Origin of the sequence: Streptomyces sp. NBC_01216 (assembly GCF_035994945.1) — a bacterium.
In the GTDB taxonomy this organism is placed as follows: Bacteria; Actinomycetota; Actinomycetes; order Streptomycetales; family Streptomycetaceae; genus Streptomyces.
Genome location: NZ_CP108677.1, coordinates 1,011,191 through 1,026,827, shown reverse-complemented (window position 1 = coordinate 1,026,827; position 15,637 = coordinate 1,011,191). Strand labels below are relative to the sequence as shown.

The window sequence follows — 15,637 nt, the reverse complement described above, 5'->3', positions numbered from 1 at the left end:
ATGTTCAATCTATGAAGGGTCGGATTCTGCCGAATGATCCCCAATCAGGCTCGGGTACCGAGAATTCAACGAGGGATCCGTTTTTGCCTGGTCGGTAGAATTTCACAGTATCCCATGAACGCCCACCGTGAACGACCGATCTTGCGATCATTCCCATCTCGATATCGGTGGCATAGGGGTGGCCCGGCTTGAGCCCGTCCCTTGCGGCATCAGCGAAAGATCCAACCCCCTTCATATTCACATGAAGGATATTACCGGTATCCCTGATAGCGGCCTCTACCGGCCCTTGCCAATCCTCGACCCCGCCAAAGTGCTTATAGTCCATCTTTTCGGCCCACTCATAGGTCCCCTCGGCCTTCTGCCCAAGCGCCACATTGCAGTTGTGAACCAGGACTGGAGTAGCCCCCGCCACCACATAGTACGTGTGGAGGTCGGAGACGGTGAGGTTGTGGACGGTGGCGCCCTGGCTGGTCCAGCGCTGGACCGAGGAGACCTGGACGTAGGTGCCGGCGCTGGTCTGGAGCCACTGGCCCGACTTCAGGTCGGTGGCGTCGATCCACTTGCCGATTTCCGGAACCCAGAAGGGGTGGCCGTCGGTCGCGGTGACCTGAGCGGTCTTCGTGCCCTTGTTGCCGTCGGTGTCGATGGTGATCTTGACGAGGTGCTTGAGGCCCTCGCCCTTGATCTCGGCGGTGACGGTCTCGATCCGGGTCTCCCCGGTCTTCTCGTCGGTCGCGACGACCTTGTCGCCGGTCTTGACCTTGTCGATCGGCTTGGTGGTGCCGTCGGCCATCAGGACCTTCGTGCCCGGCACGAAGCTGTTGTCGGGGCAGGAGCCAGCGCCGTCGGCCTTGCCGGAGTTACCGCCGCCGCTCGATCCACCCTCACCGCGGGAGGAGCCGCCGGAGCTGCCGCCGGGCTTGCTGTCGCCGTCCTTGCTGCCGCCGCCCCCCTTGCCCGAGCCGGCCTGGGATGACGCCTTGGGCGCGGCCTTGGCCTGGGCCTGCTTCTGGACCGGGTTTCCGGTCTTCTTGGTTGAGTTGGCCGCCTTGCTGCTGGTGGTCTTGGCCTTGTCGGCGGCCTTCTTCTTGGCCGCCTGGGCCGCCTTCTTGGCCTTCTCGATGGCCGCCTTCTTGGCTGCGAGGGCTGTTTCCTCCGCTGCCTTGGCGACCTTGAGGACTATTTCGGCGGCCTTCTTCGCCGCGCGGAACGCCTTGATGGCGCTGATGGTGCGGTCGATGGCCCGCAGTACCGAGGGGATCTTGCCGAGCCTGGTCCACGGGATGGCGCCGATGATCAGGCTGCCGCAGGACCACATGTCGCCACCGAAGCAGGCCATGGCGTCGTTGATGCCGATGAAGTCCTTCAGTGTCGCCCAGGCGATCGAGAGGATCACCGAGCTGAGGGACTTGCCCTGCATCGCCTGTGCCTGGGCGACCTCCGCCGCCGACAGGCCCGCGCCCGCGAGGGCGGCGGCCCGCTCCGACGCGGTCAGGCTGATCGCCAGGCCGGTCGGGTCGGAGTGGGTGACGGGGTTGTTGTGGGCGTAGGTGTAGCCGTTGGACTGCAGCGGGTCGTTCAGGTCGAGCATCGGGTCGGCGGACAGGAAGCGCCCCACGACCGGGTCGTACAGCCGGGCGCCCAACGGCTGGTAGCCGGAGGCGTCGTCGCGTGTGCCGCCGAGGAATCCGGCGTGGCTCTTGAGGGCGCCCGCCGTGGCCGCGGTTCCCCGCTGGTTGCCGAAGGCGTCCTGCTTGCGGATCTGCACGGCCATGCCACTGCCGAGGAAGACCTCCGCGTACGGGCTGCCCTGGTGGTCGGTCGTGAGCGCGACCAGCCGCTGGGAGCCGGTGCCCTCGGCGTAGCGCATGACCGCTCCACCGGGGGCGGAGTAGGTGCGCTGGGTGCTGACGAGGACGCCGCCCTGTTGGACGGTGACCTCGGCCTCGCCCAGGTGCAGCGTGGCCTGCTTGCCCTTGATGGTCAGCAGATGGCTGCCGTCGGGGCCGTAGATGTGACGGGTGTCGTTCTGCGGCGCCCACGATTGCGCGGCGGAGTCGCCGTCACACGCGGTGAGCACGACCGGCGTTCCGCTCGTGTCCACACCGCCCTGTACCGCGAGGCACAGTCCGGAGGCGAGGTGCGTGAGCTGACCGCCGGTGTTGCGCTTGAGTTCCTGTCCGGCCGAGCCGTCGCACTTCTGGATCCGCAGCGCGGACCCGGCCGTGTGTGCGGCGGGCTGCAGACACCAGGTGTCGAAGGCCGACAGGGTGCCCCGGTCGGGGTCGGCCTGCGTCGCGCCCGGAGAGGGAGTGAAGGCGAACTTCTGCGCCAGCGAGGAGTTGCAGGCGTAGAGCTGGACCGGCTGACCGGCCACCGCGAGACTCGACTTGACGTCGAGGCACTTGTCGGCCAGGCCCACGTACGGGGTCTTGCCGCCCGTGCCCTGGCCGGTGATCCGGTCGACCTGGCCGTCGTAGGTCCAGGTCAGTTCCTGCTTGTCGCCGTTCTGGAGCGAGGTGACGGACTTGGTCTCACCCGTCAGCTCGTACAGACGCTCTGCTTCGGACGTGACCTGCGCGCCCGCGGGGGTGGTGTAGCTCTTGGTGACCTTGGTCAGGGTGTGCGGCTGGCTCTTCGCCGCACCGACACCGTACTGGTAGGTGGTGGTGGCGTCCTTGGCGGTGGCGCCGGTGAGATCCTTCTCGGTCAGCTTGGTGCGGTTGCCGAGCAGGTCGTACTCGTACTCCTGCCAGTAGCCGGAGCTGTCGCCGCCGGCCGCCACGGTGGCGGCGGACGGTGCCGTGCCACAGGCCGTCTGGTCCTTGGAGGTCCAGGCCGTCTTCAGCTGGCCGAGCGGGTCGTAGGCGAAGCACTGACGCTCCTCGATCCCGACGGACTTCTCCTGGACCGAGGTGACGTTGCCGGCCGGGTCGTAGGTGTAGGCCCGGTGGGAGACCAGGTTGCCACCGACCAGGCTCTTGTCGCCGGTCTGCTCCCGGTACACCTGCTGGTCCCTGAGCTCTCCGCTGCCCTCCTCATAGGTGTTCTGGGTCCATACGCGATAGGGCTGCGCGCCGAGCGTGGAGCGCATGACCTGGCCGTAGGGGGAGTAGACGGTCTCGGCGCCGTACCAGTCCTTGCCCGAGACCGAGAGCGGCATGCCCTCTTCGTCGTAGCGGACGACGATCTTCTCGGCGGGCAGAGCGCCGACCGCGGGAAGGTTCGTCCCCTTCAGCTGCCCGGTGTCCGAATACGTGCTCTCGTACGTGTACTCCCTGGCGAGGCCCCAGGTATCGGCGAGGGAGTGCGGCAGGCTGAGAGTGGTCGAGGTCGGCTGGTAGTCGGTCGTGTAGCCGTTGACCTTCTGGGTGTATGCCTGGCCGTCGGTGTAGCGGGTGGCGGAGGCGGGCATGCCCTTGCCGCCGGCGACGGTGTCGTAGGTGAGGTCGGAGAGGACGTCACCGTCGGCGTCGTTCAGGCGCTGCTGCGTCGGCCGCGACAGCTTGTCGTAGCCGTTCCAGACCGTGACGCCACGGGCGTTGGTCGTGGTGAGCGGACGACCGCGGTGGTCGTACGTCGTCCGTGTGGTGCCCGAATCGGGGTCCGTGGCCGTCTCCATACGACCGCGATGGTCATAGGTCCAGGACCATGAGTGCGTGGGATCGGCGGAGGGGGTGGCCTTCACCAGCTGCCCGCGCGCGTCGAACTGGTAGCGCGTCGAGGTGATGCCGCCGGGAGCCGCGGGGTTGAACGTGTCCACGCGCGAGGTGCGGCCGAGCGCGTCGGTGTAGATGCGGTACGACGAAGTTCCCTGCGGGTTGATCACCTTGGACCAGTCGGTGCCGTACTCGTACCGGGTGGCCCGCTCGGCGAACTCCTGGGAGACGGTCTCCGTACCCCCGTCGGCCACGGTGTTCAGCCAGGGTGTCTCCGACACCACGCGGCCGAGACCGTCGTAGGCGTATCGGGTGATGTTGGGTACCACGGTGTCGGACTCGGGCTTGAACAGCTCCCCGGGCCTGACCTCGTCGGTGTGGTAGGCGTTGTACGTCTCCCAGATCTCACCGGACTGGTTGTAGTGGGTGTCCGTGATCAGCCAGCCGTCGCCGGTGGCTTCCTCCTGCGTCTGCCGCTCACGGCCGAGGCCGTCGTAGATGGTGACGGACTGCTCCACGCGGTCCTTGTGACCGCGCGTGAACGTGCTGACGTAAGGGGGAGTGCGGGTGGTCTTGCCCGGGTCGTCCGGGTCGGCCGGCTTGATCGGGGGAATGGTGTAGACGGCCCGGAAGTCCGGCACCGATCCGGGCGAGGGAGCACGGCCCGGCGCCCACGCCTCCGCGAGACGGCCCAGGGAGTCGTATGTGGCCTCGCTGGTGTGTCCGTTGGCGTCGGTCGTCTTCAGTGTGACCGCCCGGCCCGGCTCCAGCTCCTGGACCTGGGTGTGCCCGAGGGCGTTCGCCTGGGTGACCTTGAAGACCTGCCCGGTGGGCGGGTCGTAGGTGATCGTGGAGGACTCGCCGTCCGGATCGGTGGCGCGGGTGACCCGGCCGATGGCGTCGAAGCCGGTGGTGCCCGCGGACTGGAAACCGCTGCCGTCACCCTTGAGCGACCAGGACTCGGTGGCCAGGCCACGGGTCGAGGCGGCGGGCGCGGTGCCGTAGGCGGCGCCGTCGTAGGCGGTGCGGGTGGCGCCGCTCAGGGTGGTGAGGTCGCTCCAGTTCGCGTTCGCGCACAGCGTGGGCGAGACGAGGACCTGCTTCGTGAGACCGATGATGTTCCGGTCGGTCCGGTGCAGGTACTCGGACTTGACGCAGGACTCGTCACCGGTCTTGCCGGTGTCACCCTCGGACTCCACCAGGGTCGGCAGACCGTACGTCGGCTCGAAGGTGGTCGTCGTCCGGATCTGGCGCAGGGTGCGCGGGTCGTCGGCGTTCGTGCCCGAGGACTTCGTGGAGGACACCGTCCGCGGCTCGGTCACGCGCCAGGCCCGCAGCGGGGGCAGGCCGTCACCGCGGTCCCGACGGGCCAGCTCGGTCGCCTCGGGAGTCGTGACGCTGCGTGTCAGCCAGTCGGTGTCGGCGTCGGTCGCCTCGGTGTAGGTGAGTTGCTCGGCGACCCGGCCGGCGAAGGGCTCTTCGTCCTTGGCGATCTCGGTGCCGGTGATGTCGTTGACCGGGACGGTGTCGCCCAGGCCGCGGAAGTAGCGGGTGACGGCCTTCGTCGGCTTGCTGCCGGTGGCCGCGTTCTCCGAACCCGTGATGACCGTGGTCTGCTCGAAGCCCGCGAACTGCGAGTACGTGCGGGTCGACTTCTTGGAGAACTCGCCCTGGGCGAGCTTCCAGCCGGCGTTCTTGTACCCGTATGTCGTCGTCGTCGGGTACGCGTCGTCGATGTTCGGGAGTTCCTCGATGCTGGAGACCACGTACTTGTGGAACCAGTCGATGTCCTCGACCTCGGGGTCCGGGTTCCAGAACGACGGGTAGCAGAGCTCCGTGTTCGCCTTGAGCCCCGCCGTGTCCGTCTTGGACGGCAGGCCGACACCGGATGCGCACTTACCGGTGATGGGCCGGTAGGTGACGAAGGTCTCGCCGCCGTACTCGTTGATCACACGGCCGATCCGCAGCCGGGAGAAGCCCGGACGCTCCGGGTGCACCGCCGTGACACGGTTGGGCATGTCATCGGTGTTGTGCTCGAACCGGACCGGATTGAGAGTGACGGGATCGTCCGTCAGGCCGTTGCGGCCGTAGCCGGTGCGCTGGATCGACTCCAGCCACAGGGCCGTGTTCGGTCCGGTCTTCAGCTCGGCGAAGCTCTGGGCGAGCTGGTACTGGTCGACGGCCTGGCGGGCGGTGGTGCCGGGCAGGCGCTGGGCCGACGTGGTGATCTTGTCCAGGCGCTTGCGGGTCCAGAACGTCGGACCGGCGTTCCAGCACTTCTTGCCGGCCTCACAGCGCAGGTCGGCCGGGGTGTCGAACCAGACGCGGTACTTGCCCGGGTCCTTGGAGGTGAAGTTGGCCTCCGTGCAGGTGACGGAACCGACGGTGTAGCAGCGTTCGGCGACGTCGAAGGTGACCCGGGCCTGGGCCGCCGCGGAGAAGATGCTGTCCTTGCGCTGGCCGTAGTCGATGTGGGCGAGGTAGCCGTCGCGGTGGTACTCGACCGGGGCCTTGAAGTTGAAGTTGCGCGCGTAGTGGTTCGTGTCGCGCTTCCACCACAGCGACATGGCGTTGCCGTGGATGTCCTCGACGTAGTCGAGGTTCCAGCGCCATGCCTGGTTGCAGTAGGAGTGGGCCCAGTCACCGGCCTTGTAGCAGGGCTCGCCCGGGTGGTTGCCGTAGACCGGCACCGCGAGGACCGAGTCCGTGTACGGGTCGTCGGCGGCACTGCCGTTGTCCGACCAGCCCGGCAGCTTGTTCAGGCCGAAGTGGTAGCGCGTGCCGTCCTTGGTGGTGACGACCCAGTACTCGCCGTCCGCGTCCTTCATCCCCGAGCGCGGGTCGGTCGACGTGTCCTTGATCCGCTCGATCTTCGAACCGTCACCGTTGGCGGTGAACCACTTGTTCTTCGACTCGTCCCAGACCAGCTCGGTCGTCATCCCGCCCAGCGACAGCGTGGCGTTCTCCGAGCCGTAGCACAGGTCCGCGGTCTTGTGCGTGGCGTTGTTCGAGCCGGACTTCTTGGAGTCCTGACGGCAGTTGACGTACGTACGGGTGATGGAGCCCGCGTTGTAGTCCCAGCCGTCACCGATCCAGGATGCCTGGTTGTTCGTCGACGAGGTACGGCCGTCCACCGACTGCGAGGAGTAGGACAGCGCGACCTTCGGCATCAGACCGCCGGCGGTCTCCGGGGTCTGCACCTGGTAGCCGTACGTGAACGCGCCCGAGGACGCGCCGGCCGACCAGGAACCCGCCGACAACAGCGGCGAAGCGGTGAAGTCACCCTGCACCGACGAACCGGTGTCGAGCGCCCCGACGACCCGCCGGCCGGTCGCGCTCGCCGCCTGGACGGCGGCGGTCCGCGTCGACGCTCCGGTCACCGCGGATTCGGCGCTGCCGCCCAGCAGCTTGGCGACGGGAACCGTTCCGGTGAGGACGTCGCGGGTCGGGGGGTTCTTCGCCACCCTGCTTCTCGTCGGCGCGTCCTTCGCCGGTACCACGGTCACCGAGCTGCTGAGGCGCTCGAAGGACTCCGGGTCGCTCTGTCCGGCCATCGTGGTCGTGCCGTCGTCGGTGGCACAGTCGCCTGTGTCCGGAGAGTCGACTACGCAGTCGGGCAGCAGGACCAGGCCGAAGCGACTCGCGGCCTGCGGTCCGTAGAGATCGGCGAAAGCGGTGGTGTCGACGGTGAGCGTCACCTCGGCTTCGGGGTCGACCGAGGGCGGCGGGGTGACCTTCATGATCAGGCCGGAGACCCCCACTTCCTGGGAGGTCTCCGGGGCGGTGAGGTCGACCGTCCAGTCTCCGGCGAGGGCCGTCGCATCGGCTTCGAGGGGTACGCCGACGGCGATCGGCAGATCGTTCGTGACCGGGACGCTGGTGCCGTCTTCGGTCTCGGCCGTGAGCGTGGCGGTTCCGGAGCTCTCCTGCCAAGGCGTCACGGCCGTCGGCTCGTACACCTCCACGGGCTTCTCCGGCGAGGTGGTGAGGTCCTTCTCGGCGGACTCGTCGAGAGGAAGCGTCGTGCCCTCGGGCAAGGGAGGAAGGTCGACCTGTCCCGTCTCCTCCGCGCGGTTCATGCCGGGCCCCGGAATGGCCCACGCCTGTGCGCTCAGGCTCGTCACCATCAGCGTCGAGGACAGCAGCAGAACCGTCGCCGTGCGGCTTCGCCGCCGCTGACGACGACGCGAAACCGTCATGGCCAGGCGTCCCCGCCCCATCCATGACAGCGAACCTGAAGCACGCATACGCGTTGACTCCCACCCCGAAGACGTACGAACCCAGAAATGATCGAGAGCGGTGCGACGGCACCACGAAGCACACGCCCATCGAGCGGGCGTGTGTGCGAATCCTGAGTGATGTCTGTGGCCTTCACAAGATCACGCAAAGGCGGACAGGAGTGACCGAGTGAGGCTCGTCACCGGTCGAATCGGGGCGAAGTGGCCCGATGGATGATCTTTCGTGAAGATCGGAAAGGGCGCTGCATTCAGCGCGAAAGCAGGGGCTGGAAGGTGTGAATCACCTGAAATCCCTTGCCCGTGTGGATGGTTCCACGCCATAGGTCACGAATTCGCAACCTCTGGTTCTGTGGACGGACTGTGTGAGACGTGTGACGGTGTGGGCGCCTCCGCCCCGCGGTCTGCCGTTCGGGGCCGCGCGTTCCCACATCCGCCTGGTCCACACGGGAGTAGACCGCCGTGACCGCTCCTCGCCTTCTCAGTCCTTTCGTGCGCACGCGCGCCAGACTGTCCGTGACCATCGGCCTCGTCCTGGCCGCTCTGGCAGTCGTTCTCGTGCCGTGGTGGTGGCAGCCTGACGACACATCGGCACGCGAGACCCGTCAGGCGACCGAGGCGAAACGGGCCTCGACCGGGCCTCGGGACGAATCCGCGGCCGTCGCCGAGGCGGCGCGCAGCGGCAAGAAGGTCCTGGTGGACACGGCCACCACGTCGACATCGTTGACGTGGGCGCTTCCCGGCGGGCAGCTGCGCACGCAGACGCACGCGCTTCCCCAGCGGGCGAAGAACGCCGAAGGCGCATGGGCGCCCGTCGACAACACGCTCAAGCGCGTGAACGGGGCCCCCGACGGACTCGGCGTCGTGCCGGTCAACGCGGTGGCTCCGGTGCGCTTCTCCAGCGGTGGTCCCTCGGCCTCGCGCGGCGATCGCTCCTATCGCCGCGCGCCGCTGTCGCCGCGGACCGAGGACGTTCCCGCCGGCGAGAGCGTCCTGGCCGAGGTCGTGATCCACGGCAACGCCGTCTCGTACACCTGGCCCGGCCCGCTCCCCGAGCCCGTGCTCTCCGGTCCCCGCGCTCTCTACCCCGACGTCCTTCCCGGTGTCGACCTCCTGGTCGTCGCCCGGGAGGAAGGCGGATTCGCGCAGCTCCTCATCGTCAAGACGCCCGAGGCCGCCCGGAACAAGGCGCTGGCGACGGTGTCGTACGGGCTTCGCTCGGCGACGGCCCGCTTCCGCCACGAAGCGGGCACGAGCCGTGTGCTGGTCGAGGACGCGAACGGAGTGGAGATCGGCTCGATTCCGACGCCCTTCGCCTGGGACTCGAGCGGCCGGGACCCGGAAGGTCCCGGGGAGGAGACGCCCGCTTCCGTCCGGACTCCGGACGACGTCCTGCGCCTGCCCGGACTGAGCGGGATGGAACCCGGCGCCCGTCAGGCTCCGATGCCGCTGCGCTTCGACAGCGACGCCGCCGGAGTGGCCCGCCTGCACCTCGACGTGGCCGCGACCAGGCTCCTGACCGACACGACCGTGAAGTTCCCCGTCTTCGTCGACCCCACACTCAACAGCGGCTGGCAGGCCTGGACGACGGCGTACAAGCCCTACCCGAACAGCAGCTTCTACAACGGCACCAACTTCTCCTCCGGCACGTCCGACGCCCGGGTGGGTCACGAGTCCGACACCGGAGGAACCGCCCGCTCCTTCTGGCGCATGGGCTACTCCAGCAGCATCAAGGGCGCGACGGTGAGCCGCGCCACCTTCAAGGTCCTCAACAACCATTCCTGGTCGTGTTCGGCACGGGAGTTCCAGTTCTACCTGACCGGGGCGATCTCGTCCGGCACCACCTGGAACGCCCAGCCCAGCTGGTCCACGCTGCTGCAGAAGAAGTCCTTCGCACACGGCTGGTCGTCCTCGTCCTGCCCCGACTCCTACGAGGCGTTCGACGTCAAGGCGGCGGCACAGAGAGGCGCGGACAGCGGCTGGTCGAGCCTCACCTTCGGAATGCGGGCCTCCAGCGAGGGCGACACACAGACCTGGCGCAAGTTCCGTGCCACGTCAGCGGTCCTGGAAGTCGACTACAACCGGGCCCCCAAGGAACCGACCAGTGGCACCTCGTCACCCGGTGGCCCCTGTGTTCCCGGCCCCGGCGCCGGAGTGACGGTCGGCAAGACGAACATCACCCTGACGGCCAACGCCAGCGACGCCGACGGCAATCTCAAGGGCCTTCGCTTCCGCTTCTGGAAGACGGGAGGGACCGTGCCTGCCGGCACCCTCGTGACGCCGAACTCGAACGGCTGGGCCAGTCTGGTCATCCCCAGCACCCTTCCGCTGGAAGACCAGACGACCTACTCCTGGGACGTGCGCTCCGAGGACACCGCCGGCGCCGTCTCCACGTTCCTCCCGCCGGGTGCCGAGCCCTGCCGGATGACCGTCGACGCCTCGGCCCCGGCACCGCCGACGGTGACCAGTACCGACTTCCCCGCGGCCACAGCCGACGGTGCCACCTGGGCGACCGTGAAGTTCGGCGGAACGGGTTCCCTCACCCTCACCTCCGCCGGAGCCACGAAGTTCAAGTACGGCTTCGAGGGACTCGGCTTCACCGAGGTGGCCGCCTCGAACGGCACCGCCACGGTGCCGGGCGTCAAGCCTCCGCACGCCGGTCCGAACGGACTGCAGGCGTTCGCCCTCGATGCCTCCGGCAACCAGAGCACGGGCACCTACTACACCTTCTACGTGCCGCCCCGCGACGCGGCCGACAGCCCCGGTGACCTCGGCGGAGACGGCATCGTCGACCTCCTCGTCATCACCGCGGACGGGAAACTGCAGAGCATGTCCGGCAGCGCCGGGGGCGAGCTGTACGCCGGCATGCCCGGCTCCTACACCAAGGACAAGCAACTCGACCCCGCAGGGCACTGGTACGACCCCGCGACCGGCAAGGCGGCCCTGATCTCCCACTTCCAGGACGTCTACCCCGGCGACGGCTCCACCGACCTCTTCGCCGTCACCCCCGACGGCGGCTTCTACCTCTACCCCGGCGACGGCTACGGCAGCTTCAACGTCAACCAGCGCCTCGACATCGAACTGCCCGCCGGCACGCCCGACCCGTCGACCTGGACCCAGATCAAGGCCGTCGGCGACGTCACCGGTGACAAGCTGCCCGACCTGTTCCTGCGGGCGGGCACCGCGTTCTGGGTTCTCACCGGCTACACGGGAGCCACGTTCCAGCAGGCCACCCTCATGAACGGTGGAGCCTGGGCCGGGCGGGACATCGTCAACGTCGGCGACATCAACAAGGACGGCACCCCCGACCTGCTGTGGCGCGACCTGACCGGCGGCGGCATCAAGGTCCGTCACGGCAAGCCCGGCGCGGGCGCCGGAAGCGTCGACCTGGACTCCCTGAAGCTCGCCGCCAATTCACTGGGCGGCGACGTCTCCTACGGAACCGGCTGGGACGCGGGAACCATCTCCGCGGCCATCGGCATCCCCGACGTCAACGGAGACCAGATCCCCGACATCTGGGCCCGCAACGCCTCCAACGGCCACATCACCGTCTACTACCCCTCCACCACGCAGACGAACGGACCCGCCAAGACGGTCCTCTCCGTCGACTGGAACACCATCAGGTCCTTCGGCTGACGCGCGCACGGCCCGCTGACCAGCGGGAACTCGGCCCGGTGCCCCGGCCCGGACGGACCCCGCCGTGGGTCCTGACGGCCGGGGCACCGGTCTGTCCGCACGCGCCCCGCCGCGCGCGCGTGTCCCCTGAACACCCCTCCTGAAGGGCGGACCGCCCCGAACCTTCGTATAAAGGCACTGGGGCGCCGTACGAGGCGCCGCCCGGTGCTTCAGGAGGTACGGGACATGCGGCAGACCGCTCCGGAAGGCCGCGGGCCCGTGCGCTTCGGACCGCCGGCGCCCGAGCCCGACCTGCCCGTGCTCCCCGGACTCGCCGCCGTACTCGCCGCGGCGGCCGACCGCACCCACGTCGAGCCTCCCGGTGGCGGCCCCGTCCTGCGTGAGGCCGCCGCCGGATACTGGTGGCGTCGCGGCCTGCGCACCCACGCCGAGGACGTCGCCGCGTCCCCCGGTGCCCAGCCGCTGCTCCTCGCCCTGATCGCGGCCCACGGCGGCGACATCCTGCTGCCGAGGCCCTGCCCGACCTGGTGGACGCCGCAGGCACGGCTCCTGGGCCGCCCCGCCTACCACGTGCCGACCCCCGCCGAGTGCGGCGGCGTGCCCGACCCGTACGCCCTCCTGGAGACCGTCCGCCGGGTCCGCGCCGAAGGCGGCCGGCCCCGGCTGCTGCTCCTCTCCGTCGCCGACGACCCCACCGCCACCGTCCCCCCGCCCGAACTCGTCCGCGAGGCGTGCGAGGCGGCCGTCGCCGAGGGCCTGCACATCATCAGTGACGAGACCTGGCGGGACACCCTCCACCGGCCCCGGGACACCGTCATCCTCAGCCCCGCCGAGATGTGCCCCGACGACGTCACCGTCCTGTACGACCTCGGCGCCGCCCTCACGCCCGCCGCCTGGCCCTGCGCCGTGGCCCGCTTCCCGCCCACCGACCCGTCCCGCGCCGACCGCTACACCGACCGCCGCGCCCGCACCCTCGACGCCCTCACGGCCCTCGGCGCCGTCGTCGCCGGCCCCCTCGGTCCCGCGGCCGCGTACGCGCTCGACGAACCCGAGGACGTCGCCGTCCGCGTCGCCGCCGCGGGCGCCCTCCACGGGCGGGTGGCCGCCGCCGCCCACCGGGTCGTCCTCGGCGCCGGCGCTCTCGCCCGGCCCCCGCGGGCCGGCCGTCATCTCTACGCCGACCTCGGCCCGTTGCGGGCCGGCCTCGCCGCCCGCGGTGTCACCGACTCGCTGGAACTGGAGAACCACCTCACCGAGAGGCTCGGCACCCCCGTCCCCGGCGGACACCGCTTCGGGGACGAACTCGGCGCCCTGCGGGTCCGCTTCGACACCGGACCGCTCCTCGGCTCGACCGAGGAGCAGCGGAGGGAATCCCTCGGCTCCGACCATCCGGTGGAACTCCCGCACGTGGCAGCGGCGTTGAGATCCTTCGGGGCCGCTCTGGAGGAGCTGGCGACAGCACCACACACCCCTGCGTAGCACCTCGACGATCCGGCCGGACACGGAGAACGGAGCCCGGGAGATGACGGAGAAGACAGCCCGGCCCGGCCGGCCCCCGCGGACGGTCCGCCACGGTCACACCGCCCCCGTGCTCCAGCCCCTCGGCCGGATCCGGTACGACTGGCCCCGCGACTTCGCCGACCGGCTCACCGCACCCCTCCCCGGCGTCCGGGCCCTCGCCCGCCTCGCCCGCGAGGGCGCCGTCCGCCCCCGCCCCGACGGGCTGCGCGACATCCCGCTGCTGCCCTTCGAACCCGGGCCGCTGCCCGCCGCCGGGCCCGACACCCTCGCCGTCACCTGGGCGGGCCACGCCAGCTGGATCCTGCGCGCCGGCGGCCTCACCGTCCTCACCGACCCCGTCTGGTCCCGGCGCATCCTGGGCACCCCCGCCCGGATCACCCCGGTCGGTGTCCGCTGGGAGGACCTGCCGCCCGTCGACGCCGTCGTCATCAGCCACAACCACTTCGACCACCTGGACGCCCCCACCCTCCGGCGCCTTCCCAGGGACACGCCCCTGTTCGTCCCCGCCGGACTCGGCCGCTGGTTCACCCGCCGCCGCTACACCCGGGTCACCGAACTCGACTGGTGGGAGGCCGCCGAACTCGACGGTGTCCGCTTCGAGTTCGTTCCTTCCCATCACTGGTCCAAGCGGACCCTCCTCGACACCTGCCGCTCGCTGTGGGGCGGCTGGCTGCTCACCGACCGCTCCGCACGCCAGGTGTACTTCGCCGGCGACTCCGGTTACGGCCCCTGCTTCGCCGAGATCGGCCGCCGCCACCCCGGTATCGATCTCGCTCTCCTGCCCATCGGTGCCTACGACCCGCGCTGGTGGCTCAGCGACGTCCACACCGACCCCGAAGAGGCCGTCCGTGCCTTCCAGGACCTCGGAGCGCGCCGGATGGCGCCGATGCACTGGGCGACGTTCGTCCTCTCCTCCGAGCCGGTCCTCGAACCTCTGACCAGGGTCAGGGCCGCCTGGGAGCGGGCCGGGCTGCCCCGCGAGGAGCTGTGGGACCTGCCGGTGGGCGGCTCACGGGTGCTCGCCCCGTGACGACCCCGGCGGATCCGGGCGCGGCCCCCGGAGCCGCCGCCACAGTGCGGGAGCACCGCTGATCACCACCGTCAGTCCCACCGCCGCCACCACGCCCTGCCACGCCTCGGGGAACAGCGAGCCGCCCAGGATGCCGATCAGCTGGTACGTCGCCGCCCACGCCAGACAGGCCGGAAGATCCCCCCGGACGAATCGGCGCAGCGGCATCTGCGCCAGCAGACACGCCAGCATCACCGGAATCCGTCCGGCCGGAAGCAGCCGCGAGAGCACCAGCACCGACACCTGATGGGTGTCCAGCCGCGCCTGTGCCTGGGCCAGCCGGTCCGGGGCGGCCCGTCCGCGCAGCGCCGCCAGCCACCGTGAGCCGTTCCTCGAACGGACTCCGCGCTGCCCCAGCCAGTACAGCGTCACGTCGCCCAGCAGCGCGGCGGAGGCCGACACCACGAAGACCAGGAACAGCGTGTACGGGGTGCCGTGGTGGAAGGCGACCACGGCCGCCGAGCTGACGATCGCGCCGGTCGGGACCACCGGAACCAGCGCGCCGAACGCCACCAGGAGGAACAGCGAGGGATAGCCGACCGCCTGCTGCGTCGACTCGGGCGGCAGCTCGCGCACCACCCGCATCACTCCGTCGATCACCGGGCGACCTCGGGCCTTACCCGTTCCCCGTGACCCAGCAGGTGTACCGCGACTTTCGGCGCGAGGCGCGCCGCCTGCCGGACGAAGTCGTCGCCCGGCGCGTGGAACTCGTGCGGTCGTACCGCGTCGAGACCGATGGGCCAGTACGTGCCGTAGTGCACCGGCACCGCCGCCGCGGGCGACAGCTCCGCCAGTGCCCGTGCGGCCCGTCCCGCGTCGAGATGGCCGTGCCCCAGGTAGGGGCCCCAGCCGCCCACCGGCAGCAGGGCCACGTCGACCGGGCCGACCGCGTCCGCCATCGCGTCGAAGAGGCCGGTGTCCCCGGCGAAGTACGTCCGCGCCTCGCCCTGGACGACGTACCCGAGCGCGGGGGAGCGGTGCGGCCCCACCGGCAGCCGGCGCCCATCGTGCAGTGCCGGCACCGCACGTACCGTCACGGAGCCCACCGTCACCTCGTCGCCCGGCTCCATCTCGGTGAGCCGCAGCCCCCGGCCGTCGAGCCTCCGCAGCGCCGGCACGGCGCGTGGCGCGCCACGCGGCACGAACACCCGGGTGCCCGGCGCGAGCCGCGCGAGCGAGGGCAGATGCAGATGGTCGGCGTGCAGGTGGGACACGAGCACCGCCTCGGCGACCGCGGCCTCCGGCGGCGGCAGCGCACCCCGCCGCCTGCGCAGATGCGCGAGCCGGCGAGCGAACAGCGGATCGGTGAGAAGACGCACCCCGGAGTCCTCGATGGTGCACGTGGCATGACCCCACCAGGTGATCTCCACCGGTACGCCCGCCTTCCCGCCGTCGACGCCTTCGGCACTCCGCTCACGAGGACCGGCCTCACGAGGGCTCGCCCACGGGACTCCCCTCGCGAGGCTCCTCCCACGAGGGTAGAGGTCCCCGGCCGGTGATGCGGGCGGTCCCGGGGC

6 protein-coding genes are annotated in these 15,637 nt (G+C 70.1%); 3 read left to right on the top strand and 3 right to left on the bottom strand.

Going from position 1 to position 15,637, the window contains the following annotated elements; all coding sequences use genetic code 11:
* Positions 1 to 4 precede the first annotated feature (4 nt).
* Positions 5 to 7,786 (bottom strand): ricin-type beta-trefoil lectin domain protein, encoded by a 7,782-nt coding sequence (locus tag OG393_RS04485; protein ID WP_327378308.1) that lies wholly within the window; start codon positions 7,784 to 7,786, stop codon positions 5 to 7.
* 570 nt (positions 7,787 to 8,356) lie between these two features.
* Between OG393_RS04485 and OG393_RS04480 the strand changes: the two genes are divergently transcribed.
* The 3 genes from OG393_RS04480 (at position 8,357) to OG393_RS04470 (ending at position 14,081) form a co-directional block, all read left to right on the top strand.
* The gene (locus OG393_RS04480; RefSeq protein ID WP_327373252.1) at positions 8,357 to 11,530 is read left to right on the top strand and encodes an FG-GAP-like repeat-containing protein; all 3,174 of its coding nucleotides are present in this window, start codon (positions 8,357 to 8,359) and stop codon (positions 11,528 to 11,530) included.
* A 225-nt stretch (positions 11,531 to 11,755) separates the two neighbouring features.
* On the top strand, positions 11,756 to 13,009 hold the full coding sequence (locus OG393_RS04475) for an aminotransferase class I/II-fold pyridoxal phosphate-dependent enzyme (RefSeq protein ID WP_327373251.1): 1,254 nt from the start codon (positions 11,756 to 11,758) through the stop codon (positions 13,007 to 13,009).
* 43 nt (positions 13,010 to 13,052) lie between these two features.
* Positions 13,053 to 14,081: an MBL fold metallo-hydrolase gene (locus tag OG393_RS04470; RefSeq protein ID WP_327373250.1), complete on the top strand. Its 1,029-nt coding sequence runs from the start codon at positions 13,053 to 13,055 to the stop codon at positions 14,079 to 14,081.
* Here OG393_RS04470 and OG393_RS04465 read toward each other — a convergent pair.
* Together OG393_RS04465 and OG393_RS04460 are read right to left on the bottom strand one after the other, a co-directional pair.
* Entirely contained in the window at positions 14,061 to 14,705 is a 645-nt protein-coding gene (locus tag OG393_RS04465; RefSeq protein WP_327378307.1) for a DedA family protein, read from the bottom strand. The genes OG393_RS04470 and OG393_RS04465 overlap by 21 nt on opposite strands.
* A gap of 11 nt (positions 14,706 to 14,716) precedes the next feature.
* Positions 14,717 to 15,490, bottom strand: a complete 774-nt coding sequence (locus tag OG393_RS04460; RefSeq protein WP_327373249.1) for an MBL fold metallo-hydrolase — start codon at positions 15,488 to 15,490, stop codon at positions 14,717 to 14,719.
* Between the last annotated feature and the right edge of the window lie 147 nt (positions 15,491 to 15,637).

Bases quoted from the DNA above. Each gene is read 5' to 3' on its own strand.
- OG393_RS04485 (WP_327378308.1), bottom strand. From the start codon at position 7,786: ATGGTGACGAGCCTGAGCGCACAGGCGTGGGCCATTCCGGGGCCCGGC.
- OG393_RS04475 (WP_327373251.1), top strand. From the start codon at position 11,756: ATGCGGCAGACCGCTCCGGAAGGCCGCGGGCCCGTGCGCTTCGGACCG.
- OG393_RS04470 (WP_327373250.1), top strand. From the start codon at position 13,053: ATGACGGAGAAGACAGCCCGGCCCGGCCGGCCCCCGCGGACGGTCCGC.
- OG393_RS04465 (WP_327378307.1), bottom strand. From the start codon at position 14,705: ATGCGGGTGGTGCGCGAGCTGCCGCCCGAGTCGACGCAGCAGGCGGTC.